This is a genomic window from Actinopolymorpha sp. NPDC004070, from assembly GCF_040610475.1.
Lineage (GTDB): Bacteria > Actinomycetota > Actinomycetes > Propionibacteriales > Actinopolymorphaceae > Actinopolymorpha.
Window position 1 is genome coordinate 179,295 of the sequence record NZ_JBEXMJ010000011.1, and the last position, 25,773, is coordinate 205,067.

At 71.2% G+C, this 25,773-nt stretch carries 23 protein-coding genes and 1 pseudogene; 11 read left to right on the plus strand and 13 right to left on the minus strand.

Features of this window, described 5'->3' with window-relative positions:
* Positions 1–156 precede the first annotated feature (156 nt).
* From ABZV93_RS20965 to ABZV93_RS20975, 3 genes and pseudogenes are all read right to left on the minus strand, one after another.
* Positions 157–384, minus strand: a pseudogene (locus ABZV93_RS20965) (metalloregulator ArsR/SmtB family transcription factor); the annotation flags it as partial.
* A 193-nt stretch (positions 385–577) separates the two neighbouring features.
* On the minus strand, positions 578–1,372 hold the full coding sequence (locus tag ABZV93_RS20970; protein WP_354938695.1) for an SDR family oxidoreductase: 795 nt from the start codon (positions 1,370–1,372) through the stop codon (positions 578–580).
* Positions 1,369–2,394, minus strand: a complete 1,026-nt coding sequence (locus tag ABZV93_RS20975; protein ID WP_354938696.1) for an alcohol dehydrogenase catalytic domain-containing protein — start codon at positions 2,392–2,394, stop codon at positions 1,369–1,371. Before ABZV93_RS20975 ends, ABZV93_RS20970 begins: the two co-directional genes overlap by 4 nt.
* Before the next feature lie 240 nt (positions 2,395–2,634).
* On the opposite strand from ABZV93_RS20975, the gene ABZV93_RS20980 reads away from it, so the two are divergent.
* Positions 2,635–3,612: a pirin family protein gene (locus tag ABZV93_RS20980; RefSeq protein WP_354938698.1), complete on the plus strand. Its 978-nt coding sequence runs from the start codon at positions 2,635–2,637 to the stop codon at positions 3,610–3,612.
* Positions 3,613–3,659: 47 nt separating this feature from the next.
* Here ABZV93_RS20980 and ABZV93_RS20985 read toward each other — a convergent pair whose 3' ends face one another.
* Positions 3,660–4,595 (minus strand): LysR substrate-binding domain-containing protein, encoded by a 936-nt coding sequence (locus tag ABZV93_RS20985; protein ID WP_354938700.1) that lies wholly within the window; start codon positions 4,593–4,595, stop codon positions 3,660–3,662.
* 198 nt (positions 4,596–4,793) lie between these two features.
* Between ABZV93_RS20985 and ABZV93_RS20990 the strand changes: the two genes are divergently transcribed.
* Positions 4,794–5,939, plus strand: a complete 1,146-nt coding sequence (locus ABZV93_RS20990) for a putative sulfate exporter family transporter (RefSeq protein ID WP_354938702.1) — start codon at positions 4,794–4,796, stop codon at positions 5,937–5,939.
* An 18-nt stretch (positions 5,940–5,957) separates the two neighbouring features.
* Here ABZV93_RS20990 and ABZV93_RS20995 read toward each other — a convergent pair whose 3' ends face one another.
* Positions 5,958–7,133: a low temperature requirement protein A gene (locus ABZV93_RS20995; protein WP_354938703.1), complete on the minus strand. Its 1,176-nt coding sequence runs from the start codon at positions 7,131–7,133 to the stop codon at positions 5,958–5,960.
* Between the two features lie 258 nt (positions 7,134–7,391).
* On the opposite strand from ABZV93_RS20995, the gene ABZV93_RS21000 reads away from it, so the two are divergent.
* Entirely contained in the window at positions 7,392–8,333 is a 942-nt protein-coding gene (locus tag ABZV93_RS21000) for a diacylglycerol kinase family protein (RefSeq protein WP_354938705.1), read from the plus strand.
* A 42-nt stretch (positions 8,334–8,375) separates the two neighbouring features.
* Here the strand turns inward: ABZV93_RS21000 and ABZV93_RS21005 are convergent, their stop codons facing one another.
* The 3 genes from ABZV93_RS21005 to ABZV93_RS21015 form a co-directional block, all read right to left on the minus strand.
* Positions 8,376–9,215, minus strand: coding sequence for a DUF1206 domain-containing protein (locus ABZV93_RS21005; protein WP_354938707.1), 840 nt, complete (start codon positions 9,213–9,215; stop codon positions 8,376–8,378).
* Positions 9,216–9,385: 170 nt separating this feature from the next.
* Positions 9,386–9,625, minus strand: coding sequence for a DUF6458 family protein (locus tag ABZV93_RS21010; protein WP_354938709.1), 240 nt, complete (start codon positions 9,623–9,625; stop codon positions 9,386–9,388).
* A 298-nt stretch (positions 9,626–9,923) separates the two neighbouring features.
* The gene (locus tag ABZV93_RS21015) at positions 9,924–10,136 is read right to left on the minus strand and encodes a CsbD family protein (protein ID WP_354938711.1); all 213 of its coding nucleotides are present in this window, start codon (positions 10,134–10,136) and stop codon (positions 9,924–9,926) included.
* A 198-nt stretch (positions 10,137–10,334) separates the two neighbouring features.
* On the opposite strand from ABZV93_RS21015, the gene ABZV93_RS21020 reads away from it, so the two are divergent.
* Positions 10,335–11,048 carry a hypothetical protein gene (locus tag ABZV93_RS21020; RefSeq protein WP_354938713.1) on the plus strand — a complete coding sequence of 238 codons (714 nt, stop codon included), beginning with the start codon at positions 10,335–10,337 and terminating at the stop codon, positions 11,046–11,048.
* 42 nt (positions 11,049–11,090) lie between these two features.
* Here the strand turns inward: ABZV93_RS21020 and ABZV93_RS21025 are convergent, their stop codons facing one another.
* Entirely contained in the window at positions 11,091–13,271 is a 2,181-nt protein-coding gene (locus tag ABZV93_RS21025) for an ABC transporter substrate-binding protein (protein WP_354938715.1), read from the minus strand.
* Between the two features lie 206 nt (positions 13,272–13,477).
* Positions 13,478–14,845, minus strand: coding sequence for a class I SAM-dependent RNA methyltransferase (locus tag ABZV93_RS21030; protein WP_354938717.1), 1,368 nt, complete (start codon positions 14,843–14,845; stop codon positions 13,478–13,480).
* A 95-nt stretch (positions 14,846–14,940) separates the two neighbouring features.
* Here ABZV93_RS21030 and ABZV93_RS21035 point away from each other — a divergent pair, with 95 nt between their 5' ends.
* Positions 14,941–15,591, plus strand: coding sequence for a hypothetical protein (locus ABZV93_RS21035; protein WP_354938719.1), 651 nt, complete (start codon positions 14,941–14,943; stop codon positions 15,589–15,591).
* On the opposite strand, the gene ABZV93_RS21040 is transcribed toward ABZV93_RS21035, so the two are convergent.
* The gene (locus ABZV93_RS21040) at positions 15,562–16,413 is read right to left on the minus strand and encodes an AraC family transcriptional regulator (protein ID WP_354938721.1); all 852 of its coding nucleotides are present in this window, start codon (positions 16,411–16,413) and stop codon (positions 15,562–15,564) included. The two genes, ABZV93_RS21035 and ABZV93_RS21040, sit on opposite strands and share 30 nt — an antisense overlap.
* A 147-nt stretch (positions 16,414–16,560) precedes the next feature.
* Between ABZV93_RS21040 and ABZV93_RS21045 the strand changes: the two genes are divergently transcribed.
* The 3 genes from ABZV93_RS21045 to ABZV93_RS21055 all read left to right on the plus strand — a co-directional run bounded on the left by ABZV93_RS21045 (position 16,561) and on the right by ABZV93_RS21055 (position 19,669).
* Positions 16,561–17,397 carry a phytanoyl-CoA dioxygenase family protein gene (locus ABZV93_RS21045; RefSeq protein ID WP_354938723.1) on the plus strand — a complete coding sequence of 279 codons (837 nt, stop codon included), beginning with the start codon at positions 16,561–16,563 and terminating at the stop codon, positions 17,395–17,397.
* 65 nt (positions 17,398–17,462) lie between these two features.
* Positions 17,463–17,795 (plus strand): hypothetical protein, encoded by a 333-nt coding sequence (locus ABZV93_RS21050; protein ID WP_354938725.1) that lies wholly within the window; start codon positions 17,463–17,465, stop codon positions 17,793–17,795.
* A gap of 185 nt (positions 17,796–17,980) precedes the next feature.
* The gene (locus tag ABZV93_RS21055) at positions 17,981–19,669 is read left to right on the plus strand and encodes a diguanylate cyclase (RefSeq protein ID WP_354938727.1); all 1,689 of its coding nucleotides are present in this window, start codon (positions 17,981–17,983) and stop codon (positions 19,667–19,669) included.
* Positions 19,670–19,775: 106 nt separating this feature from the next.
* Here ABZV93_RS21055 and ABZV93_RS21060 read toward each other — a convergent pair whose 3' ends face one another.
* Positions 19,776–21,017, minus strand: coding sequence for a S8 family peptidase (locus tag ABZV93_RS21060; protein ID WP_354938729.1), 1,242 nt, complete (start codon positions 21,015–21,017; stop codon positions 19,776–19,778).
* A gap of 533 nt (positions 21,018–21,550) precedes the next feature.
* Between ABZV93_RS21060 and ABZV93_RS21065 the strand changes: the two genes are divergently transcribed.
* The 3 genes from ABZV93_RS21065 to cbbX all read left to right on the plus strand — a co-directional run bounded on the left by ABZV93_RS21065 (position 21,551) and on the right by cbbX (position 24,543).
* Positions 21,551–22,996, plus strand: coding sequence for a form I ribulose bisphosphate carboxylase large subunit (locus ABZV93_RS21065; protein ID WP_354938731.1), 1,446 nt, complete (start codon positions 21,551–21,553; stop codon positions 22,994–22,996).
* Between the two features lie 34 nt (positions 22,997–23,030).
* Positions 23,031–23,483 (plus strand): ribulose bisphosphate carboxylase small subunit, encoded by a 453-nt coding sequence (locus tag ABZV93_RS21070; protein WP_354938733.1) that lies wholly within the window; start codon positions 23,031–23,033, stop codon positions 23,481–23,483.
* A gap of 184 nt (positions 23,484–23,667) precedes the next feature.
* Complete coding sequence (gene cbbX / locus ABZV93_RS21075; protein WP_354938735.1) at positions 23,668–24,543, plus strand: CbbX protein; 876 nt, start codon at positions 23,668–23,670, stop codon at positions 24,541–24,543.
* Positions 24,544–24,555: 12 nt separating this feature from the next.
* On the opposite strand, the gene ABZV93_RS21080 is transcribed toward cbbX, so the two are convergent.
* Positions 24,556–25,524: a phosphoribulokinase gene (locus ABZV93_RS21080; protein ID WP_354938737.1), complete on the minus strand. Its 969-nt coding sequence runs from the start codon at positions 25,522–25,524 to the stop codon at positions 24,556–24,558.
* Positions 25,525–25,773: the final 249 nt, after the last annotated feature.

The window sequence follows — 25,773 nt, forward strand, 5'->3', positions numbered from 1 at the left end:
TCCGCTGGCGGGAAGGCTCTCGTGCGGACGGGCCGAGCGAACGAAGCCGGGCGCCGGCTCAACGGAGCGGTCGCGTACGTCGGCCCGGTCGGGTACGCCGGCGTCCGCGCAGGTGGCCTGGTCGGCACCCTCGTTGACCACGGCCAGGAACTCCACCAGTGCGTGCGCGAGGTGCGGGCTGGCCAGGTCGTAACGGACCTGGCGGCCCTCCGGCGTGGCCGCCACCAGGCCGGATCCGCGCAGGAACGTGAGGTGGTTGGAGACATTCGGCCTGGTCAGGTCGAGCGTCTCGGCGAGCTGGGCCGGGTAGGCGGGCCCGGCGACCATGGCGAGCAGGATGCGGCACCGGGTGGGGTCGGCGATCGCCCGGCCGAGCCGGGACATCGCGTCGACGTCAGCCGGGCCGATCGCGGCCTGCGGTCGACGGGGTTCGGGCGACGACGTGAGCACGCAGTCAAGGTACAGCGCTCACTGAATTAAGCAAATACTGAATCGTCGCGTACGCCCGGGATCGGCCGGTACGCCGGTCGGGGACGAAGCGCCGGCCGGGAATCGAATGCCGGCCTCGGGAATCGGATCAGCGTGCCAGCCAGCCACCGTCCACCGGCACGACCGCACCCGACACGTAGTTCGAGGCGGAGGACGCCAGGAAGACGACCACGCCGGCGAGGTCGTCCGGGCGCCCCCAGCGCCCGGCGGGGATCCGCTCCAGGATGGCCCGGCTGCGGTCCGGGTCGTTGCGTAGCGCCTCGGTGTTGTCGGTGGCGAAGTAGCCGGGCGCGATCGCGTTGACGTTCACGCCGTACGGGGCCCACTCGCTGGCCAGCGCCCGGGTCAGCCCGGCCAGCCCGCTCTTCGCCGCGGTGTACGCGGCGACGTTGATCCCGCCCTGGAAGCTGAGCACCGAGCCGGTGAAGATCACCTTCCCGGCGCGGCGGCGCACCATCGGCCGGCCGAGCTCGCGGGTGAGGGCGAACTGCGAGGTCAGGTCGACCGCGAGCACCTCGTCCCAGTTGGCATCGGCGTAGTCGAGGGCAGGCGATCGGCGGATCGTGCCGGCGTTGTTGACCAGGATGTCGACCGGGCGGTCCCGGTCGGCGAGACCGCGCGCGAACTCCGTGACAGCTGCCCGGTCGGCGAAGTCGACCCGGTGACCCTCGAAGGAGCGGCCGAGCGAGGTGACCACGTGCTCGGCCTCGCTGCCGCTGGTCGCCAGGCTGGAACTCACCCCGATCACGTCCGCGCCGGCGGCGGCCAGCGCCCGGGCCATCGCCAGCCCGAGCCCGCGGTTGGCGCCGGTGACCAGCGCCAGCCGCCCGGTCAGGTCGAAGATCCCGCCCGGGCCGGCCGGGGCACCGGAAGGACCACTCACGAGGCGTCCTGGCAGTCGATCAGCACCTTCATCACACCGCCGCCGGACTCCAGCGCGTCGAACGCCGCGCTCGCACCGGACAGCGGGACCACCCGCGAGATCAGCTCCTTGGCCGGCACCTGCCGGTCGGCCACCAGCTGGACGGCGTACTCGAAGTCGTCGCGGGCGTAGACCCGGGTGCCGAGGATGGAAAGCTCCCGCAGGAAGACCTGGTTGAGGTCGACCAGCCGGGGCTCGGAGTGGATGGCCACGACCACCATCCGGCCGCGTACGCCGAGCACGTCGGTGGCGGTCCGTACGCCGGCCGGCGCTCCGGACACCTCGAACGAGACGGGGGCGCCCGCGCCGGAGGTCCAGTCCGCGACGTACGCGCCGATGTCGGTGCGGCTCGGGTCGACGACGGTGAGACCGAGCGCTTCGGCCGTCGCCTGGCGGTGCGGGTCGAGCTCGAGGAGGACGACATCACTTCCCTGCGCCTGCGCGACCCGGGCGATCAGCACCCCGATCGGCCCGCCGCCCACGACGACGGCCTTCTCGCCGGGGGCAAGGCCGGACCGGCGTACGTCGTGCACCGCGACCGCCGTCGGCTCGACCAGCGCGGCGACGTCCAGCGGCAGGCCGGCGGGCAGTCCGACCACGACGTCCGCGGGCACCGTCCAGCTCCCCTGCATGGCACCCGGGATGTCGACGCCGATGACCTTCAGCGTCTGGCACACGTGGGTGTGGCCGGCCCGGCACGCGGCGCAGGTGCCGCACCAGCGCAGCGGCATCACCGTCACCGGGTCGCCGACCTGCCGGCCCTCGACGCCCTCGCCCACGGCGGCGATCCGGCCGGACGACTCGTGGCCGAGCACCGCCTTGGCCGGCACGCGGTGGTCCATCGCGCCGTGCCGGATGTGCAGGTCGGTGCCGCAGATTCCGGCGTACGCCACCTCGATCTCGACCTCGCCCGGCCCGGGGGGAACCCGTTCGCGGTCCTCGACGATCAGGTTCGGGTCACCGGTGTACAGGGCCGCGCGCATGCGATCTCCTCCGCCGTCCGGGTGCGTTGCGTGTCGGTCCGGGGGTCACCTGCACCCCCGGTCGCGGTTGGAGTGCACCACACCGGCGCATTCCCGGCCAAGCCGGTGTCCGGCGCTGTTACGGGCCGCGCCGCCGGAGGGAGCGGGGGTAGCGGGAATGTTGACGCTTCAACTATCGTTCCTCGTGGCAGGACCGGCCGCCAGTCGGGCGGCAGGCCCCCACCGACCCAAGGAGTGACCATGCCCGCGGTCAGCGTCGACAACATCCTCGTGCTGCCTCGCCTGCCCAAGGTCGACCCCGCGACCGTCACCGAGCGGAAGGTCTCGTCGGTGACGACCGCCCCGACCGGGTTCGAGGGCGAGGGCTTTCCGGTCCGCCGGGCGTTCGCCGGCGTCGACCTGAGCAAGCTCGACCCGTTCATCCACATGGACCAGATGGGTGAGGTGGAGTACGCACCGGGTGAGCCCAAGGGAACGCCCTGGCACCCGCACCGCGGCTTCGAGACCGTGACCTACATGATCGACGGCACGCTGCGCCACCAGGACTCCAACGGCGGCGGCGGCCTGATCAGCGACGGCGACACCCAGTGGATGACCGCCGGTGGCGGCCTCCTGCACATCGAGGCCCCGCCGGAGGAGGTCGTGATGAGCGGTGGCCTGTTCCACGGCTTCCAGCTGTGGGTCAACCTGCCGGGGCGGCTGAAGATGACCGCGCCGCGCTACCAGGACATCCACCGCGGCGACGTGGGCCTGGTCAGCTCCCACGACGGCGGCGCGCTGCTGCGCGTCATCGCCGGCGAGGTGGGCGGGCACAAGGGCCCCGGCGTCACCCACACGCCGATCGCCCTGCTGCACGCGACCGTCTCCCCCGGCGCGCAGGTCAGGCTGCCGTGGCGGGCCGACTTCAACGCGCTGGTGTACGTCCTGAACGGCACCGGCACCGTCGGCGCCAACCGGCGCCCGATCCGCAGCGGCCAGCTCGCGGTGTTCGGTCCCGGTGACGTGGTGACGTTGGACGCCGACCAGAACCAGGAGAGCCGCAGCCCCGCGCTGGACGTGCTGGTCCTCGGCGGGCAGCCGATCCGGGAGCCGGTCGCGGCGTACGGCCCGTTCGTCATGAACACCCGGCAGGAGCTCCTGCAGGCCTTCGAGGACTTCCAGGCCGGCCGGCTGGGCACCATCCCGGCCCAGCCGCACCCTGGTCACGACGTGCTCTGAACCTGAACGAGCCCGCCCGGCTCGCCTCTCCCGCTACGACCTTTCCGCTACGACCCTCGCCGGGTCGGCGCCCTCCGGGGCCGCCGGCCCGGCGAACTCGTTGCGGTCGCCAGCAGGCGTGCGGCCGGACCGCTGGGGTCGCGGCCGGGCAGCCACACCGCGCGGAACCGGCGTTCGAACCGCAGGTCGCGTACGGCCACCGCCACCAGCCGTCCGTCGGAGAGCTCCGCGCCGACCGCGAGCGCGCTGAGCACACCCGGCCCCTCCCCGGCCATCACCGCTGCCTTGATCGCAGTGGTGGAGCCGAGCTCGAGACCGGTGTGGACACGGTGGCCCGCCACGGCGAGGCGGCGGACGAACACGTCCCGCGTACCCGACCCCTCCTCCCGCAGCACCAGCCGGGCCGCGGCCAGCTCGTCCGGGCGCACCCCCGCCGCCCGCCGGGTCCACCGGTGGCCCGGCGCCACCACGACCAGCAGTTCGTCCGCACCGACGGTGCGGGACCGCAGGCCCGTCGGGGCGGAGGTTCCCTCGACGAAGCCGAGGTCGGCGCGCCGGTCGCGAACCATCGCCGCGACCTGCTCGGAGTTGCCGACCCGGAGCGCGACGTCCAGGTCGGGTTCGGCGGCGTGCAGCCGGGCCAGCCAGCCGGGCACGAGGTACTCCGCGACCGTCATCGACGCCGCCAGCCGTAGCCGACCGGACTGTTCCGCGCGCAGGGCGGCGACGCCGAGGGCGAGTTCGCGGGATGCTTCCAGGACGGGCCGGGCCCAGTCGACCACCGCGGCGCCGGCCGGGGTGAGCGTCGAACCGACCGTGGAGCGTTCGAGCAGGCGCAGCCCCAGGCGGCGTTCGAGTCCCCGCAGCCGCTGGCTCACCGCCGGCTGGCTGATGCCGTGCAGACCGGCCGCCTGCCGCAGGCTCCCGGTCTCCGCCACCGTGACCAGCAGGTGCAGCGTCGCGACCTCGGGGAGTTCGAGCACACCGCGAGCATAGGCGTCCGGGCGCACGGCTATAAGTCGGCCTTATCACCTGCCCGGCAAACGACGGCTACCGCCGGCGCCCGCTGACCAGCATCGTGGGAACTGCACCGGTAGGTCCGGAATCCGGTCGGCCAGGAGAACCGGTCGGCCTGGAAAACCAGTTGGCCGGAAACAGGAGATCGGAGAGAGAGGGGCAGCGTGGCCACGGATGTGCGGAACCCCACCGTCCAGGAACCCACCGCGCAGGTGGGTGCGGACAGGAAGCACGCCGCCGCGGCACCCCGCACGACAGCGCTCCTGGCGGGTCTCGCGGTCCTGACGATCCTGGCGACCGCGCTGGTGGCCACGGTCCTCGGCGGGCACGTCCCGGTGGTCGGCGCACCAGTGGTGGCGTTGGCGCTCGGCGTACTCCTCACCAGCACCTGCCCTCCGGTGGCCCGGCTGCGACCCCTGCTGGCGCGGATCGGGCGCTGGTGTCTACAGGCCGCCGTGGTCGTACTCGGCACCAGCCTGTCGCTACGGCAGATCGCCGACACCGGCCTGGCCTCGCTGCCGGTGCTGGCGGGGACGCTGGGCGTCGCTCTGGTCGCGACCCCGCTGCTGGGTCGCGCCCTCGGTGTCAACGGTGGCTTGCGCACGCTCGTCGGCGCCGGAACAGCGATCTGTGGAGCGTCCGCCATCGCCGCCACGGCAGGCGTCATCGCCGTCACCGAGGCCGAGATCGCCTACGCAGTCGCCACGATCTTCGCGTTCAACATCGCCGCCGTGGTGGTCTTCCCCGTCCTCGGCCACCTGCTCGACCTGTCCTCCGCGGGCTTCGGGCTGTGGGCGGGCAGCGCCGTCAACGACACGTCCTCGGTCGTGGCGGTGGGGTACGCGTTCGGTGCCGCCGCCGGGACCCACGCCGTGGTGGTGAAGCTGACCCGCACCCTCGCGATCGTCCCGCTCACGCTCGGTCTCGCGTTCGTCCAGGCACGTGCCGCCAGAGCCGCCGGCACCGGCGCCGGCACCGGCACCGGAGCAGGTGGTTCCACTTCGGGCGACGGGACGGCCACCCCCGGTCCGCGAGCGTTCCGGTTGCGACAGGTCGTACCCGCCTTCGTCGTACTGTTCGCCGTCGCCGCCGGCGCCAACAGCCTGGGGCTGGTGCCCGCGACCGTCCACGAACCGCTCGGCCACGTCGCGGCGTTCCTCGTGACGGCGGCACTCGCGGCGGTCGGACTCGGCACCCGGCTGGGCGAACTGCGCACGGCCGGGGCCCGGCCGCTGCTCCTCGGCGCGCTGCTGTGGGTGTGCGTCGCCGGCACTGCGCTGCTTCTCCAGGCCGCGACGGGCCAATGGTGACGGACAGAAACGCCGACGTCAAGATGAGGTTGACGCTGCATCACGACGGGCCAACGTCTCGGCAGTGCTGACCAGGGCCAGGAGCAGCAGGCCGGTGACCAGCGGGGCAGCTCCGGTGAACGTCGACCCCAGCACCAGAAGGGCGGTGCCAGGGTAGACCGCGTTGCGGGTGGCGGAGAGCCGGTGCGGTCGTACGTGCAGAGCCCACAACGCACACAGGAACACCGCGACCGGGACGGTGACCGCCGCGCCGGCGGTGAGCGAGGGCACCGATTCCTGCCGGGACACCCGGTCCACCTCGGCGCCGAGCCCGGCACCGACCGCGGCCGCCGCCGCGAAGATGAGGTAGTGGCCGTAGCTCCACGCGAATGCCTCCCGGACGGACGTCAGGAACACCTGCGCCGGCTTGGAGAAATACAGCCACCACATACCGAACACGATCAGCAGCCCGCCCAAAACCAGTACGTACAGGCCACCTGCCACCCGGCGGGCGTCGATCGCGGTCTGCACCGCGACCGTCGCGGCGAGGATCGCCTCGCCGAGGACGATCAGCGTGAACAGGCCGTATCGCTCGGCGACGTGGCCCGGGTGCCACGACGTGCGCCCGGCGCTCTCGGCGATGACGGGAACCGCCAACTCGGCCGCCACCATGACGACGAACGCCCAGACCGGGCAGTCCGGCCGCAGCAGAAGCAGCGCCCACCCGACCATGCACGCACTCAGGCCTGCGGCGAACCGCAACGCCGTGGCTCGTACAGTCGGCACCTCCACAGCCACTCGCAGCCACTGCCCGACGAGGGCGACCCGCATGACGGTGTAGCCGAGCAAGATGACCACGAAGTCTCGGGACTCGAACGTCCTGGGAACTCCGGCGGCGATCACCAGGGCGCCTGCGATCTCGACCATGGTGGCCAGCCGGTAGGGCACATCGTCGTTGTCGTACGCCGAAGCGAACCAGGTGAAGTTGACCCACGCCCACCAGATCGCGAAGAACACCATCAGATAGCCAGTGACACCGGCGCCGACATGGCCCACCGTGACGGAGTGGTGCAAGTGCGCCGCGGCCTGGGCGACGGCGGCGACGAAGCACAGGTCGAACAGCAGCTCCAGCGGTGTGGCGGCGCGGTGTTCCTCACCGGTGTCGCGGGCCACCATCGTCCGGCGCCAGCCCGTGAGTACCGCGGGCTTCGTCATCTGGCCTCTGCCATGGCTTGTGGCGGGCATCCGCGTCCGTCCGGCGCCTCACCGTAAGGCACGGTACGACGCCGGACGGCGACCCGGCAGGCGGCACGCGGAAGGCGTCGACAGCCGAGCACCGGGACGATCATGCTGTTTCCGTACGGCGGTTCGGTGCGGTCGCGCTTCGGTGCGGCCGAAAGCCTAGGGTGTGCTGCGGCACACCCAGACTCACCGGCCGGTGGGCCGCGGGACGGGACGAAGGATGGGTCGCAGATGCTGGTCATCGCCAACAAGGACGCCGGCAGCACCGAACCCGACGCGATCGAGCAGGCGTTGGAGGTGCTCCGCGGCGCCGCACCGACCGAGCTGGTCTACTGCGAGAGCCGCGACCACCTCCAGGAATGCCTGGACGCCCGCGCCGGCCGGCCTGTCGTGGTCGTCGGCGGCGACGGCTCGCTGCACACCACGATCTCCGCGCTGTACGCCCGTGGCGAGCTCGCCGACACCCCGGTCGGCCTGATCCCGCTGGGGACCGGCAACGACCTCGCCCGCGGGCTCGACCTCCCGCTCGACGCGGCGAAGGCCGCCGAGGTCATCCGCGCCGGCTCGCTGCGGGCGATGGACCTGATCGCCGACGACACCGGCGGGGTGGTCGTCAACGCCGTCCACGTCGGTGCCGGCGCCGAAGCCGCCCAGGCGGCGACCCCGCTGAAGCCGCGGCTCGGTCCGCTGGCATTTCCGCTGGGCGCCGTGGTCGCCGGCCTGCGTACGAAGGGATGGCGGCTCACCGTGGTCGTCGACGGGCGCACGGTCGCCCGGCCCCGGCGGAAGACCCTCATGGTGGGGCTCGCCAACGCGCCGAGCATCGCCGGCGGCACCGCACAACTGTCCCCCGACGCGGTCCCGCACGACGGACAGGTCGACGTCGTGGTGTCGCACTCGGTGGGCCGGCTGGCCCGGATGGGCTACGCCCTGCACCTGACCCGCGGCCGGCACACCGGACGCGACGACGTCGTGGCGCTTCGGGGACGTGAGGTCGTGGTGTCCGGCGAGGAGTTCTTCATCAACGCCGACGGCGAAGTGACCGGGCCACGGCGGCACTCCTCGTGGCGGGTCCTGCCGGGCGCCTGGCGGATGTATCTCCCGAGCGGCCCGCTGGCCGGCGCCGACGCGGCCGCGGACACGTCGACGGGCGGGTCTCCTCACCTGGCGTGAGGAGACCCGCCCGTCGGTCGCTGTCGATCCCTTGGGTGAAGCTCAGCTCCTGCGGAAGCGGGCGTCGAAGAAGCAGTAGATCCCGTAGCACGCCACGCCGAGCGCGATCAGCCCGAGCAGCACCGGGCCGTAGGGCTGCTTCGCCAGCGTCTGCAGCGCGCCGTCCAGGCCGGTGGACTTCTTCGGGTCGTACGTCACCGCCGCGGCGAGAACCAGCACACCCACGAGGGCGTACGCGACACCGACGGCGATGAATCCCACCTGTCCGAGCCGGATCGCAGTCTTGCGGGTGCCCAGGCTCGCCCGCACGAGGTCGAGGTCCTCCAGGAACTTCTTCTTCCAGCCGTGGTAGGCGAGGTATCCCGCACCGGCGATGATGCCGAGCCCGACCAGTCCGACCAGGATCTGGCCGCCGGGGAGTTCCATGACCTTCGCGGTGATGGTCTTCTGCTTGCCTCCGGAGCCGGCGCTGCCGCCGGCCGCGATCTTGCCCGCGCTGAACGCCAGCGCGGCGAACGCGATCGCCTTGCCCGCACTACCGAGCCGGCGGAACGTCCGGCGCTTGCCGGAGTCGGCGTACCCGTATCCGACGCCGGCCTCGGTGAGCTGCCACACCGCCAGTGCGACCAGGCCGATGGTGATCACCCACAGAAGGACGCCACCACCCGGCTGGCTCGCCAGCGTCTGCAGCGCTCCCTGCTTGCTGGCGTTGCCGCCACCGCCGCCGCTGAAGGCGACCTTCGCCGCGAGGTAGGCGAACAGGAGATTGACGAGTCCGTACGCGGCGAGTCCGACCCGTCCGAGCATCCTCACCGGCTTGCTGTCAGCGGCCTGCTGGGCCTGCCGGCCCGCGTTCTCACCGCTTCTCACCTGCGCGTTCATCCGCGCTCCCACCCCTGTTCTCTTCTGCTCGAGCGTGTCGTTCCGGGCTCAGGTTGTCCGTACACAGTCAGTGCCGTTGTTGTCCGGCTTGTCCCGAAAAGGGCTCGACCTGCGGGCATGACTGTGCCGGGGGCAGGTCAGGCGTGACCTGCCCCCGGTCGTGAAGGGGGTCAGACGGCTGGCGGCCCGTCGTCGTACACCCGGCGCTCCTCGACCCGGCTGGTGGGAGCCGCGGCCGCACGGCGACGGCGGGGGCCCCAGATCAGCGCGGTCATGATCAGGCCGATCACACCGACGACGATGAGGATCCAACCGATCACGTGGATGTCGAGGCCGGAGATGTTGAAGTCGACCGCGAACGCCAGAATGGCGCCTACCGCGATGAGAAGAATGCTCGCACCGATACCCATACGTACCACCTCGTGGCTGGGAAAACTGGACCTTGTTGTCCCCCCGATTGCCATACCGTCGGCAAACCATAGGCCAATTCGAAGGTCGGCGCGACCAGGCACGAGCGGGGGCGGTGAGCGGCCGGCCGCACCGGAAATCTCTCGGGGATCCCACCGGTACTTTTCGCCTGCACACCGCACGGATGCGCCCGGACACCGACCGGGATTCCGGCGGCCCGTCCATGCGAAACGGGTGTCCCGCACCGGTCGGCGCGGGACACCCGTCCGTTACGTAAAGACGTGATCCGACCGTGCGGCGTCACTTGTCCTTGTCGAATGCCTTCTTCACGGAGTCCTTGGCGTCCTCGGCGGCGTCGCCCACCTTGTCGCCGGCGCGCTTCACGCCCGACGACGCCTGGTCGGCGCGACCCTCGTCACGCAGCTGGTCGTCGCCAGTGACCTCGCCGGTCTTCTCCTTGGCCTTGCCCTTGGCGCCTTCTGCCTTGTGCTTCATCTTGTCGCCTGCAGCCATTACGGAAGTCTCCCTTCCCGTGACGCGGCCATCGGGTGGTACCGACCGCGACCTCACCCCCAGCACATACCCAAGATCGCCTTCCTGCAACTGGCCACGCCGACTTTGTGAATTTCCGAACAATCCAGAGCGGTCCGCAACAAGACCTTGACGCCCGGTCCCCTAGGGTGTCGGGAAACACACTTCGGGGGACGAATCATGACCGAACACGCTCCGCACCGCCCGGGTGCCGCCGAGCCGCAGACAGGCGCGCAGATGGGCGCGCGGATGGGCGCGCAGCCGACCGGGGGACACAACACCGCGCCGTTCGGGGCGGACGCACCGGCTGCCGGCCTGGCCCGGCCGGAGGTGCGCGGGCGGGCAGTGGGCATCGTGGCGATGTCGGCGTTCGCGCTCGTCTGGACCGCTTGGGGACCGTCCACCGGTGTGCCGCCCGCGATCCAGAACGCCGGGCGCATCGTCAGCGCCCTGTGTTTCCTCGGCCTGGCGGGCTGGGCCGTCCTCGCGTTCCGGCGGTCGGCGTCGCTGCGCCCGGGACGGGACGACTACCAGTCGCAGCGGGTGGGACGCACCTTCGGCATCGTGGTCGGCGCGGAGTTCCTCGGCCTGTTCGTCGTGTCCGCGATCCTCGGGCGTACCGGCCACCCGGAGGTCATCGCGCCGGTGGTCTGCCTCGGCGTCGGCATCCACTTCTTCCCGCTGCGCCGGCTGTTCGGCGTACGCCTCTACGACGCGACGGGGCTCGCGATGTGCGCGATCGCGGTCGCCACCGCGATCGCGGCGCCGCTGTCCGGCAACACCGCCCTGTGGACGCTGCTGCCGGGCGTGGGCGCCGCGATCACGTTGTACGCAACGGCTGCGCTCCTGCTGCGTCCCTCCGATCTACGCGTTCCGGACCGGCCGGCCGACTGAGCAGGCCCCCCGCGCCGGCGGCACTGGTCAGGTGTCGTCCGGTCAGGCGGTGTGCTGGTCGGGGTTTGTCCAGTGCCACGTCTCCGGGTCGTACACTGCGGGCGTGGGATGGCTCCACGGTCCGGCAAACCCGTTCAGGGCAAGGTTGTCCCGTCGCGGCACGTTGCGCAGGTCCTTGTGCGCAAGGATCGGCACCGGAGTGTTCGCCACCGGCCCGATGAAGAACGGCCCATCGGTCACGTGGACCTTCACCATCTCCCACACCAGCCGGTAACGGCGCAGGGCGTCCGGCTCGACCTTCGCCCGGTCGTGCAGCTCCCACAGCCGGGCGATCGGTCCGCCCTTCTCGGGTTCGATGCTCGGCGGCTTCCGCTCGTACGGGTCGGTGTTCTTCACCTTCGCCGCTTCGGGCGTGTTGCGGATCGCGTGGTAGTTGGCGTGCAGCGGAGCCCACCAGTCGGCGAAGCCGGCCAGGGGTACGAGAACCTGCGGCTCCACCAGGATCTCGTGGATACCGCCGCCGTTCTCCCAGGCCGTGGTGGTCATCAGCTCACCGGCCTGCCACTTGATCGAGAACGCGTCCGGCGCAACGGGATTCTGCTTCACCGCGATGCCGATGGCCCGCCAGTCACGTTCCAGCAGTGCGTTCTTGTGGATGTGTTCGGGTGAGGTGCCCGCCGGATAGTCCAGGCGTACGACGAGTTTTCCGCCGTCGGGAAGCTCGCGCAGGCCGTCGCCGTCACGGTCCACGACGCCGAGGTCGTCCAGGATCGCCTTCGCCTTCTCCGGATCGTGGCGTACGTAGCTGTCCCGCCAACCGGTGTAGGCGTGCTTGGCCTGCGCACTTCCCTGCAGGTCGATCGCCTTGGGGCTGTAGGTGCCGGTGGTGAGCTCGCCGGTGTTGAAGTAGATCGCCTTGCGGGCGTCGGCCCGGTTGAAGGCGTACGACAGCGCCTGGCGAAACCTCGGCTCCCGGATCAGCGGCCGCAGCTTGTCGTCCTTGTAGTCGTAGTTGAAGAAGAAGATCGACCCGGTGCCCGAACCCCCGTCCCACAACAGGACTTCCAGGCCGGTGCGCTTCTGCGTCTGCTTCAGCCCGGACACGTCGCCCAGGGTCAGTGACAGGAACGGCCCGTGCGCGTGGTCGAGTTTTCCCTGCTGCAGTTGGAGTTTGGTGACCTCGAGGTCCTGGACCGAGACGAGGGTCACCGTGTCGAGGTAGGGAAGCTGGTTGCCGTCGGTGTCGACACACCAGTAGTAGGGGTTGCGTTCCCACACCGCGCTGCGGCCCTCGCGGTAGGAGCGCACCTTCCAGCCGTTCATCGTCGGGCAGTCCGGGTTGGTGCCGTAGTCACGGAGCCGGTCGAACTTCCCACCGGCCGCCGCCCAGTCGGCGCCGACCTTCGGGTTGTAGCGGGGGTGGTACTGGGAGAGGTAGTGCTTGGGCGCCATCCAGGCCGGCCCGACGTTGCCGTTCACCCACCGGGCAAGGTGAAACGGCGTCAGCGGGGCGGGCGTGGTGAACCGCAGCACCAGCGTCTGCGGGTCGGGCGCGGACATCTTCACGAGTTCGCCGTCCGCACCCTTGGTCTCGTCCGGCGGCGCCTCGGAGTGGTCCTTGTTCAGGACCATGTCCTCCCACCAGAACATGATGTCCGCCGTCGACCACGGCTTGCCGTCGGACCAGCGAAGGCCCTTGCGGAAGAGGAAGGTCCACTCCGAGGCGTCGGCGTTGGAGTCCCACTCCTGCACGAGTCCCGGGCCCACGTCGCGGCCGTCGTTCAGCCAGCGCAGGAGGGAGTGGCCGTACATGTACTCCTTGTTGGACGCCCCGGCCGGGTCGGTGGTGGGCATCCGCAGGTTGCCGCCGTACTTGCCGGGCGTGACCCACCGGTGGGGTACGACGTACGGCGAGGTGGGCAGCCGCTTCGCGACCGGCGGCAGGCTTCCGGCCCTCACCTTCGCGGCCAGGTCGGGTGCCTCGGCGAACTTCGCCGGCGGCCTGATCGGCGTGGTGGCCGAACCCTTCCGGCTCGCCCTGCCGGTGGTGGCGGCGTCCTTCGCGGTGTCCTTCGAGGTCTTTCCCCCACCCTTCCCACCACCCTCGTCGTTCCCGCTGCCGGCGGAGCAGGCCGACAGGGTGACGGCCACGGCGGCCGTGGCGGACGCCAGCAGGAAGGCGCGGCGGTTCGGGGCGACAGGGAGGTTCGAGGGAGGGTTCACAGCCCGGACGCTAGGCGGTGCACCGGGGCGCGCGCGTTCGCGAACGGCGGGTGAAACGTACACGAACACCCGAACCGCTCCCCGCGGTTCCGGATCGGGCCACCGGTGTCGCACCTTCCGGGCCAAGGGCTACGAGGCCACCTCGACCCAGGATCTGTGCGAAGCGACCCGGCTCGGCCGGGGGCGGCCACGCTCGCCCGGTGCAATCAGCCGTGAGCCGCTGACCGGCGCAGGATCGCCACGCACTCCACGTGGTGCGTCATCGGGAACGCGTCGAACGCCCGCAGGCCGGCCGGCTCCCAGCCGTGCTCGGCGAAGTAGCCGAGGTCGCGGGCCAGCGTGGCCGGGTCGCAGGAGACGTACGCGATCCCCCGGCCGGCGAGGCCCGCGACCTGGCGTACGACGTCGGCACCGACCCCGGCGCGCGGCGGGTCGAGCACCACCAGGTCGGCCTGGTCGAGCCGCTTGAGCACCTCGTCGACGCGCCCCTGCTCCACAACGGCGTTGGGCAGGTCGCGCAGGTTGTGCCGGGCGTCGCGGACCGCGAGCGCGTTCTCCTCCACCCCGACCAGTTGGGCGTACGGTCCGACCGAATCGGCGAGCGCACCGAGGAACAACCCCACGCCGCAGTAGAGATCGAGAACCGACTCGTCCGTACGCGGGGCCAGTCCCGCGAGCACCGCGTCCGCGAGCGCCTGGGCCGCGCCCGGGTGCACCTGCCAGAACCCCGCCCCGCTGACCTGCCAGGTCCGACCGGCGGCGACCTCGCGCACGTACGGCAGGCCGGGTCCCGGCCGGGGCTGGCCGTGCAGGACCCGCACCGGGGCGGCCAGCCGGGGTACGCGGACCCGCGCCCTGGGACCGCGCCCGGACACCGCGACCACCCGGTCACCGGTGGCGGCCGAGGCGATGCCCTCCACCCGCGCCGCACCGGGCCAGCGCCGCCGTTCGATGCCGAGCACCTCCACCTCGGGGTGGGCGATCAGGCACTCGTCGACGGGTTCGATGTCGTGCGAGCGGTGCCGGCGGAACCCGATCGCGCCGTCCCGGCGTACCGCGAACTGCACCCGGGTCCGCCAGCCGAGCCCGTCGTCGGCGTCCCCCTCAGCGTCCTCAGCGACGTACTCACCGGCGTCCTCGTCCTCGACGGGGACCGGCACCGGCTCCACCTCGACCGACCGCTCGATCCCGGCGATCCGGCGAAGCTGGTCCTCCACCACCGCGGCCTTCAACCGGCGCTGGGCGGGCAGGGTCGCGTGCTGCCAGTCGCAGCCACCGCACCGGCCCGGCCCGGCGAAGGGGCACGGCGGCGTCACCCGGTCCGGCGACGCGGCCAGCACCTCGATCGCGTCCGCTCGCAGCAGGCGCGCGGTCTCCTCCACCACCTCGGCGCGGACGCGTTCACCGGGCAGCGTGTGCCGGACGAACACGACCTTTCCGTCGTGGTGGGCCACACACCAACCGCCGTGTGCGACCGGGCCGATCTCGAGTTCGAGGACCGTGCCGACCAGCTCGGGGCTGCCGTCGGTGCGGGCTGGGCTGCGTCTGCCGTCGTCGCTGTCGCTGTCGCTCATATCGGGTCGAGTCTGTCAGTCTCCCCGCGGGCGGCACCGGCGACCTCGGGACGCCCCTAGGCTCGACTGGGAATTGACCGCCCCGAGGAGGCTCGATGAAGTTCTACGCCGACCTGCCCGGGCGACGGGCCGCACAGATGCTGGCGGACGTGCTCAGCCTCGTCTGGATCTATCTGTCCGTACGCCTGATCGTCGCGGGATACGACCAGATGATCGGGTACGCCATCCCGGGGCAACGCCTGGAGACGGCCGGAACGGACATCCAGGACAAGATGACCACGGCTGGGCGGGAGGTGTCCGGGACCCCGGTCGTGGGGGACGCGCTGCGGACGCCGTTCGAGACGATGGCCGGCACCGGGTCCTCGATCGCCGACACCGGGCGCACGGTGCAGGACTTCGTGCACCAGCTCGCCGTGGGGACCGCGGTCGTGCTGGGCCTCGTGTTGTTCGGGCTGTTGCTGGTCCGCCTCGCGTTCCGCGTCCGGTGGATCGTGCGGGCTACCTCGGCCAGCCGGCTGGCCAGTACGCCAGGTGGCATCTCGGCACTGGCACTGCGCGCCCTGGTCAACCGCCGGTACCGCCCGCTGGTCGCGGCTGCACCCGCGCTGGGTGACGCCTGGCGCCGCGGCGACCCCGAGTCCCTGCGCCGGCTCGCCTCGGTCGAACTCCACCGCCTCGGCCTCGAGCTCACCTCGGTAACTGGATCCGGGGCCGGCTCAGTGGCCGGCGCGGACCGCACGCGGTGAGGCGCCCAGCTCCCGCCTGCAGGCCTTGTTGAACGCCTGCAGGTCACCGATCCCGACCGAGGCCGCGATGGTCGGAATGGACAACGTGGACTCGCGCAGCAGGTGGCGGGCGCGTTCCAGCCGGCGCCTGCGGATGTGCGCGACCACGGTGTCGCCGGTCTCCGCGCGGAACAACCGGGTCAGGTGGTTGTGGGAGACGCCGGCCGCCCGGGCGACGTCGGGGACGGTGATCGGGCTGGCCAGGTTGGCGGCGATGTAGGCGAACGCCCGGGCGACCGCGGCGTGCGGCCCGCCGTCGGTCGCGGCGCCGAGTTGCACGACGTTCCACAGCGCCGCCCACACCTGCGCGGTGGCCCGGGCCGGCGAGTCCGGCCAGGCCGCGACCGCGCGGGAGAGGAGCTCGGTCAGCTGCGGGGCGTCGGCGCCGGCGTCCTGCATCAGCGGCACGACCCGCGCCGGGCCGGTGGCCGGAAGCCGCAGGTGGGCGTACAGGTGCTCCGAACGTCCGCGGTAGATGTACTGCACCTGTACGCCGGGAGGGATCAGGCTCACCCGGCCCGGCCGGATCACGTACGCCGAGCCGTCCACCACCAGGTCGGCGGAATAGCGGTACAGGTGGAACTGCCACATGTCCGGCAGCCGGAAGACGTCGCGGCGGCGGACCGTGCCGTGCACGCCGACGCCCATGCTCACGACCTGCGGCGGCTCCTCGATCCGGATCGCGACCTGCCCGGGCGGGACCAGACCGGGTCCGGCCAGCCCGGCCCCGGCGTGTCCGGCGTCGGCCAGCGCGGACCGGGTTGGGACAGCGTTCTCCGGCACGGTGAAAAACTACCAGTAATGGTGATTGGAACCCACGCGTGGAAAGGTGATCGCGGCCTAGCGTGGACGGGTGCCTACCAGCACGTCCGCCGGCAGCCTCCAGCTCGCCGGCGCCCACCGGCACACGCCCCGGCCCTCGGAGAGCACATGACCTTCCAGCCAGCCCGCGACCACCTGCTCACCTCGGTGCAGATGGCGCACTTCGTCTCGCACGGCTCCCTCATCATGGAGGCGGTCGTCCCCGACGAGTTGAACGCCCAGGCGCTCGACGTCTTCCGCGCCGGCATCCCGGCGGTCCCGTACGGCACCTCCATCGAGGACTCCTTCCCCGAGGGCTCGTTCGCGCGCCGCCTGGTCGAGGTCCCCCAGATCGCGGGTGCCATCCACAGCCTGGTCGGCCCCGGCCCGACCATCGACCACCACGCGGTGCACATCCGCAGGCCGAGGGACGGCCAGGCGCAGCCGCTGCACGGCGACGCGATCATCGACGTACGGCTGGACGCGTTCGACGTGCAGCTCATGTACTACCCGCAGGACGTCACGCTGGAGATGGGCGGAACGCTCAGCGTGCCGGGCAGCCACCTGCGCCGTACGAACGAGAGCGACACCGGCCGCTACCAGAACCTCCGCGGCCAGACCCGGCTCACCTGCCCGGCGGGCACGGTCGTCTTCGTCCACCACGGCATCTGGCACGGCGGCCGGCGCAACGACAGCGACATCGAGCGCTTCATGTTCAAGATCCGGTTCAACCCGACGGTGCGCCAGTTGCGGCTGTGGAACACCGACGACATCGACAAGCCCGAGGTCGGTGAGAAGCTGCGTACCCGCTTCCCGTGGTACGAGCACGCGACCGGCCGGCTGGAGATCTACAACCGGGTCCAGATGTGGCGGGCGCTCACCGGCGACGACACCTTCGACATCGACTACTGGTCGACCAGGGTGAGCAACCGCCCGCAGCGGGTCGTCGCCACGGCCGGGCGCTGACGGCCTTCACACCCCGGCCCACCGCGTCCACTCCGCGTCCACTCTTCATCTGGAGTCACTGATCCATGAGCACCACGACCGAACAACTCTTCACCGCCGGACCGGACGGAGCGGGTGAGCAGGTCCTGCGCCAGCGGGTTCTCGTCCTCTACCTCGCCACGTCCGCACTGGACAGCAGCGTCGTCGGCTGGGCCAACTACGACGGGACCGGGCAGACCTCGCCGACGACCGGCGACAGCGACGAGCCGCCGTACGACACCGGCGTCGCCGCGTTGCGGGACGGCTGGCGGCTGATCCAGGCGTCGCAGCTCATCCCGCCCTATCCCGGCCACGAGTACGACGTGTCGTTCCTGAAGCACGAGTTCCTGTTCGAGAAGCTGGTGAACGTCGCCGGCTAGGGTCCGCAGGACAGCCCCAGGGCGTACGCCCCACTGGTCGGCGGTCTCCCGGGCGAGCGCGGCCTGACGCCCGGGAGACCGCTTTCTGACATCTTCACGGCATCGCGTCCGGCGGTGTTGACATCGACGTATTTCCGTCGTATCTCCACCTGGCAAAGAACCCAGAGAGATCCTACGGTTACGCAATGGCAGATCGAGCCGCTCACCGGGTGCGGAGCTGGGGGCTGTGGGCGCTCCCCGCTCCGGCCATGGTGTTCCTTCTGCTGGTCGAGTTGACCGCGCTCGTCTGTGCCGCCGGTCTGCTGAGCGACCGCGCCGCGTTCGGCGGAACCATGACCGCGGTGATCCTGGGCGCCTGCGGCGTGGTCAGCGTCGAGGGCGCCCGGCGGGTCGAACGCCGTCGGCGCCGGGGCGGGGCGCTGCACAAGGACCTGCAGCCGGTGTGGATGATCGCCGCCGCGATCGCGTTGCCGGCGGCCACCGCCCTGGTGTGCGTCGTGGCACTGCGGCTGTGGTGGCGGGTGCGCGCGAGCAGGTGTATCCCGCACCGCTGGGTGTTCTCCACCGCTGTGGCGATGCTGGCCGCAGCGTTCGCGCACTCGACGTACGTCACGGTGGACGGCGCCCTGACCAACGGCGACTGGTCGCCGCGGCAGGTGCCGATCCTCGCGATGGTCGCCGCCGCGGTGGTGTTCATCGCCGTCGACGCCGTTCTGTGCGCGGTCGTCATCCGCCTTCTGGACCCGGCCAGCACCCCCAGCGAGATGTTCGGCGACCGGGCCGGCTTCACCGTCGACGCGGTGGCGGCCGGGCTGGGGTGCCTGGTGGCGGCGGCCTCGATGGTGACGCCGTGGGCGGGCATCCTCGGCGTATCGATCACGCTCGCCGGCCAACGCGCCCTGCTGCTCGGCCAACTGGAGTCCGAGGCGTCCACCGACGGCAAGACCGAGTTGACGAACTTCCCCCGTTGGCGGCAGGAGGTCGAGGAACTCCTCGACCGGGCCCGCCGCCGGGATGGCAGGTTCGCGATCCTGCTCGCCGACATCGACCACTTCAAGCTCATCAACGACCACCACGGCCACCTCGCGGGCGACCACGTCCTGCGCCAGGTCGCCGACCGGATCCGGAGCGTGATCCGGTCGGCCGACGTCGCCGGCCGGTTCGGTGGGGAGGAGTTCGTCATCGGCATGCCCGACGTGGACGTACGCCATGCCGTCGGCGCGGCCCACCGGCTGCGGTCGGCGATCTCCGACGCCCGGCTGCCGCTGCGCACGCGTGACTCCGGCGACTCCGACAGCTCTGGCGACTCCGACGACTCCGGCGACCTCCGAGAGGCCGCGCTTCCCGCCGGCGCGGACTGGGTCCGGCTCACCGTCTCGGTGGGAGTGGCGGTCTACCCCGTGGACGGAACGACCCTCGACCAGTTGCTGGAGTTCGCCGACCGTGGGCTGTACGCGGCCAAGACCGCCGGCCGGGACCGCGTCTCCCGCGGGCTGCCGCCGGCTGGCGAGGTCCTCCCGGCGACCGGCTCCCTCGACGACTCCGCGGACGGTTCCGGAGCCGACCCGCTCCCCGGACCAGTGGCCGGGCCAGTGGCCGGGTCAACTGTCGGATCGGTTGTCTCGCAGGGCGAATCGGTGCTGCCGCGGACGGGCGCGGCACTGCCGCACCCCGGCTCGGCGCCGGCCTCCGCCGACGATCTCGTCCGAGCCGATGCCGGCTTCCCGGCGGGTGCGGGCGTGCCGAGGGAACGCGTCTCGGGAACGAACTCGCGTCCGCCCGGCAGACACGCCCGGCCAGGACGCCACGCCCTGCCGGGCCTGCCTCCCGAGCAACCCACCGATCCCGGGCACCTGACAGCATCCTCGTCGTGACCGACCGCTGGTAGTGACCCTACGCAGGCGAAAGCGCCCGGGACAGATCGGCCAGGTGACCGTCCCGGGCGCTTCCGCGACCCCTCCCTGCGCGGCTTCGAAGCTGTTAGAAGCGGGTGTAGAGCAGGAGGTTCGGCGAACCCGTACGCGCGTTTCCGACCACGCCCTGGGTGGCCGCACCGACCAGTGCGTTACGAACGCTCGCCGGCGAGGCGCTCGGGTGGCCCTGCAGGTACAGCGCCGCCGCGCCGGTCACGTGCGGTGTGGCCATGGACGTACCGCTGATGGTGTTGGTCGCGGTGTCGCTGGTGTTCCACGTCGAGGTGATCGACGAGCCGGGCGCGAACAGGTCCAGGCAGGAGCCGTAGTTGGAGTACGAAGCTCGCGCGTCGGTCGAGGTGGTGGCACCCACGGTGACCGCCGCGGCGACCCTGGCCGGCGAGGTCCGGCTGGCGTTGGTGTGGGAGTTGCCGGCGGCCACGGAGTAGGTCACGCCTTCGGCGATGGAGTTGGTGACCGCGTTGTCCAGCGAGGTGGAGGCGCCCCCACCGAGGCTCATGTTCGCCACCGCCGGGCTGCCGGAGGAGTGGTTGGAGGTGACCCAGTTGATCCCGGCGATCACACCGGAGGTGGTGCCGCTGCCGTTGCAGTCGAGCACCCGCACGCCGACCAGCCGCACCGCCTTGGCCACGCCGTACGTCGCGCTGCCCACGGTGCCCGAGACGTGCGTGCCATGGCCGTTGCAGTCGTCGGCGCTACCGCCGTCTACCGCGTCGTAACCGCTCACCGCGCGCCCGCCGAACTGCTGGTGGCTGAACCGGATGCCGGTGTCGATGATGTACGCGGTGACGCCGGAACCGGTCGCGGTGTAGACGTAGCTGTTGTTCAGCGGCAGGGTGCGCTGGTCGATCCGGTCCAGTCCCCAGGTCGCGGGCGACTGCGTGGTGTCGACGCTGACCCGCTGGTCGGCCTCGACGTACTTCACGTTCGGGTTGGCCCGGACCTTCGCCAGCGCGGGCCCGGACAGGGTGGCAGCGAACCCCTTCAGCGCTGTGGCGTAGCTGTGGTGCACCCGGGCGCCGGCCGCGACCGCCTGGCCGCGTACGGAACGCACCTTCGCCGCCGAGGCCGAGTCGTCCAGGACGACGATGTAGTGACCCTTCACGGCAGTCGCCTGCTGGGTCGCGAGCAACGGTGCCGGACTCGGCCGCGGGCCGGCCGCGTTCGCCACACTCGCGGCGCCGACGGCCCCGGAGGTGCCGAGCGTCGCCAGGAGCGCGGCGGCGAGAGCGGCGAGCGGACGGCGCCAGGGCCGCCCCGAGTTCGTCGTCGATGACCTCCACGACATGGAGCCTCCTCATGGGTACGAGCCCGGCGGAGGCTGGGGCGCGCCACCGATGGACACTCTCCGTCGCCTCCACGCCGCACTGCGTCGGACTGACCGCATGTGTACGGGATCTCGGGGCCTTTGTCCATAGCTGCCCCGGTGACCGACAGGAAGTTTGCACAGTCCGGAAGGTGCCGCAACATCCCGTTCACGGAACGGGACCGAACGCTCAGGTGGTGACCCGGCCGTACCGGCGCACCTCGGTCCACCCGACACCCAGCGCGAGCGTGCGATGCGGGCGGTCGGCCAGCGCCTCGTCGACGAAACCGCGAGGTCGAGTTCGGCGTCACCGGCCAGGACCACCACCCTGGTGTCGCCGACGACGCGAAGTCCGCCGGCCACGTACGACACTTCCACCGGCGAAGCCGTCCACCATCGGGCAGCCGATCGAACCCGCTCGTGAGTAGCACCCGGCCCGATCGGGTACCTCTTCGAACGCCAAGCCTGGGAGGCCGATCCCACGGCCCAGTCACACCGTGTCGCGGGGAGTGTCGATGACGACCGGAGAAACCATGGATCGCTGGGGAGCCGGCGTCATCCCGTACGCGGAAATGGGTTACTGGCAGCCCGATTACGTCGTGAAACCGTCCGACATCCTGGCGGCGTTCCGGATCACGCCGCAGCAGGGCGTGCCCGCCGAGGAAGCCGGTGCCGCCGTCGCCGGTGAGTCGTCCACCGCCACCTGGACGGTGGTGTGGACCGACCGGCTCACCGCGTACGAGCGCTACCAGGGCAAGTGTTTCCGTGTCGATCCCGTGCCCGGCAAGAGCGGGGAGTACATCGCCTACGTCGCCTACGACATCGACCTGTTCGAGGAGGGGTCGATCGCCAACCTCACCTCCTCGATCATCGGCAACGTGTTCGGCTTCAAGGCCCTGCGCGCGCTGCGCCTCGAGGACATGCGGATCCCGCCGCACTACACCAAGACGTTCCAGGGACCCGCGCACGGCATCGTGATGGAACGCGAGTACCTCAACAAGTACGGCCGCCCGCTGCTCGGCGCCACCGTGAAGCCGAAGCTCGGCCTGTCCGCCCGCAACTACGGCCGGGTGGTCTACGAGGCGCTGCGCGGCGGACTGGACTTCACCAAGGACGACGAGAACATCAACTCCCAGCCGTTCATGCGCTGGCGGGACCGCTACCTGTTCTGCATGGAGGGCGTCACCCGAGCGGAGGCCGAGACCGGCGAGATCAAGGGGCACTACCTCAACGTCACCGCGGCGACGATGGAGGACATGTACGAGCGGGCGGAGTTGGCCCGCGACCTCGGCAGCGTCATCGTGATGATCGACCTGACCGTCGGCTACACCGCCATCCAGTCGATGGCCAACTGGGCCCGGCGCAACGGCATGTTGCTCCACCTGCACCGGGCCGGCCACTCGACGTACACCCGGCAGAAGACGCACGGCGTGAGCTTCCGGGTGATCGCGAAGTGGATGCGGCTGGCCGGTGTCGACCACATCCACGCCGGTACGGTCGTCGGCAAGCTGGAGGGTGACCCCAACACCGTCGCCGGGTTCTACGACACGCTGCGGGCGAACACGCTCGAACCCGATCCGATGAAGGGCCTGTACTTCGAGCAGGACTGGATGTCGCTGCCGGGGGTGATGCCGGTCGCCTCCGGCGGGATCCACGCCGGCCAGATGCACCAGCTGCTGCACTTCCTCGGCGAGGACGTCGTACTCCAGTTCGGCGGCGGCACGATCGGCCACCCGATGGGCATCGCGGCCGGCGCCACCGCCAACCGGGTCGCCCTGGAGGCGATGATCAAGGCCCGCAACGAGGGCCGGGACTACCTCCGCGAGGGCGAGGACATCCTGCGGGCCGCCGCGCGGCACAGCCGCGAACTCGACGTCGCGCTGTCCACCTGGGGCGACGTCACCTTCAACTACGAGTCGACCGACACCCCGGACGTCGTCGAGACGCCGACGTCGATCTAGGCCCACCGGCAGGCAGAACGCGAGGACGGATCGCATGCGGATCACCCAGGGCACCTTCTCCTATCTCCCCGACCTCACCGACGAGGACATCGAGAAGCAGATCCAGTACGCCCTCGACCAGGGCTGGTCGCTCGCGGTCGAGTTCACCGACGACCCGCATCCGCGCAACCACTACTGGGACATGTGGGGGCTGCCGATGTTCGACCTGCGCGACGCGGGCGGCGTGCTCTACGAGGTGAACGAGTGCCGGCGGGCGTACCCGGCGCGCTACGTCCGGGTGAACGCCTACGACGCCACGCACGAACGCCAGACCACCGCGCTGTCGTTCATCGTCAACCGGCCGGCCATCGAGCCCGGCTTCCGGGTGGTCCGCGAAGAAGGCCCGGATCGGCGGCTGCGCTACACGATCGCGTCGTACGCCGCCGACCGGCCGACGGGCGACCGCTACCCCAACGGCGACCACCCGGACGGCGGCAGCTCGAAGTGAGGCCGGTCGACGTGGGGCCGGACGACGGGAGCAGGGCCACGTGAGCGGGGGGGACGAGCGGCGGCGCGGGTTCGGGATGCCGACGCCCCGTCGCTCCGCTGCCGGCGGCGACGGGGCGTCGGCAGAAGCGGGCGAAGCCCCCGACGGTGGTGCACCGTCGACAGACGGGAGGTCCGTCGAGCCGTTGCCGGCCGACGCCTCCGTCGACCTCGCCGCCGAACGCCGGGCAGCCGGCATCGACGCGATCCTGGACTCCCTGGACGCCGAACTGGTCGGCCTGCGCCAGGTGAAGACCCGCATCCGGGAACTCGCGGCCCTGCTGCTGGTGGACCGCGTACGCCAGCGGTTCGCGCTGATGTCGTCCCGGCCCAGCCTGCACATGTCGTTCACCGGAAGCCCCGGCACCGGCAAGACGACCGTCGCCCTGCGCATGGCCGAACTCCTGCACAGGTTGGGCTGCATCGACCGCGGCCACCTGGTCGCGGTCACCCGGGACGACCTGGTGGGCCAGTACGTCGGGCACACCGCGCCGAAGACCAAGGAGGTGATCAAGCGCGCGATGGGCGGGGTGCTGTTCATCGACGAGGCGTACTACCTCTACCGGGCCGAGAACGAACGCGACTACGGCCAGGAGGCGATCGAGATCCTCCTGCAGGTGATGGAGAGTCAGCGCGACCGGTTGGTGGTGATCCTCGCCGGCTACAAGGACCGGATGGACTCCTTCTTCGCCTCCAACCCGGGCATGAGCTCGCGGCTCGCCCACCACCTCGACTTCCCCGACTACGACCTGGACGAGCTCGCCGCGATCGCCCGGCTGATGCTGGCGCAGGAGCACTACGAGTTCACCCCGGAGGCGGAGCGGACCTTCCGTGACTACCTGGAGCGGCGCATGCGCCAGCCGCGGTTCGCCAACGCACGTAGCGTTCGCAACGCGCTGGAACGTGCCCGGCTGCGGCAGGCGAACAGGCTGCTCGACGCGACCGGGCGCACCTGGCGCCGGGAGGACCTGATGCGGTTCGAGCCGGAGGACTTCCTCGCCAGCCGGGTGTTCGCGCAGTGACCGGTACGGATGTCAACCGTGGCTTGCGCGGACACCCCGAGCAGCCAGCAGGTGGTAGAGCAGCAGCAACTGCGTGATGGCCAGCGGCTCGCTGCGCTCACCGCTGCCGATGTCGCCCAGCGTCTCCGCCGGGAAGCCCGCGTCAACTCCCAGTTGCGCCCACAGCACCTTCTCCACGATCCGGCTCTCCTCGCGCGGGACGTAGCCGTGGATGTGGAGTACGTCGACGGGCTGGCCGTCCTCGTCCCTGCACAGCCGAAGGTGGATCGCCCGCTGGTCGCGCTCGGCCAGTGAACCGCTCAGGTCCGGGTGGCGGATCGTGGGGCGCAACATGAGCTCGGCCGACAGCGGCGTACCCGGTGGGTCGTCCCGCCCGGCGACCGGGGCGAACATCACGACGATGTCGGCGAACGCGCGTTGCGGGCGGATGTAGGCGGCGGACTCCGGCTCGCGGTCGACGAGTTCGGCCAGCACCTGGTCGGCGGTGTAGCCGCGCCTGCTGGTGTCCCGGCGTACCTTCCACTGCCGGCGGATGTCCTCGGGCGGGCCGAGGTAGGCGGTGATGTCGAAGCAGGCCCGCATCAGCCGGGTGTGCAACGGCAGCAGACCCTCCACGATGACGAACTCCTTCGGCCGCACCAGCACCGGCCGGGTGAGCTCACCGGTGGAGTGGTCGTAGACCGGCTTGAGGATCGGCTGCCCGCCGGCCAGCAACTCCAGATGCTGCTCGATGATCTCGACGTAGTTGCAGTCCGGGTGCAGCGCGGTGAACGGTTTGCCGCGGCGTTCCACCCGGTCGTAACGGTGATAGTCGTCGACGCAGATCGTGGTCACGCGCTCCGGGCCGAGCGCCTCGGCGAGCCCCTTGGTGAGGGTGGTCTTCCCGGCCGCGCTGTCGCCGGCGATCCCGATCATGATGGGCTGGCGTACCGGCGCCTTGTCGTCACGGACGCGGTGCATCCGGATCAGCTTGTGCGGCATGTCCTTTCCCTCCCCTCCCCGTACGGACGTGTCGCCACCGCCGGGACATGCCGCCAGCCAGTGCGTTTGACCCGGGACCCGCACCATGTCCGCAAACGACACGGGGTCCCCTCGTCCGCCTGCCCGAAACCGTAGGGCGGGCCGGCCGGGAGCGGCATCCCCCCGCCGAGGGGCGGCCGGGGTGAGGTCGTTGCCGACGGCGTGGGTACACCAGAAAGGCCCCGGTGCCTGCCTTGTCGCTCCTACCCT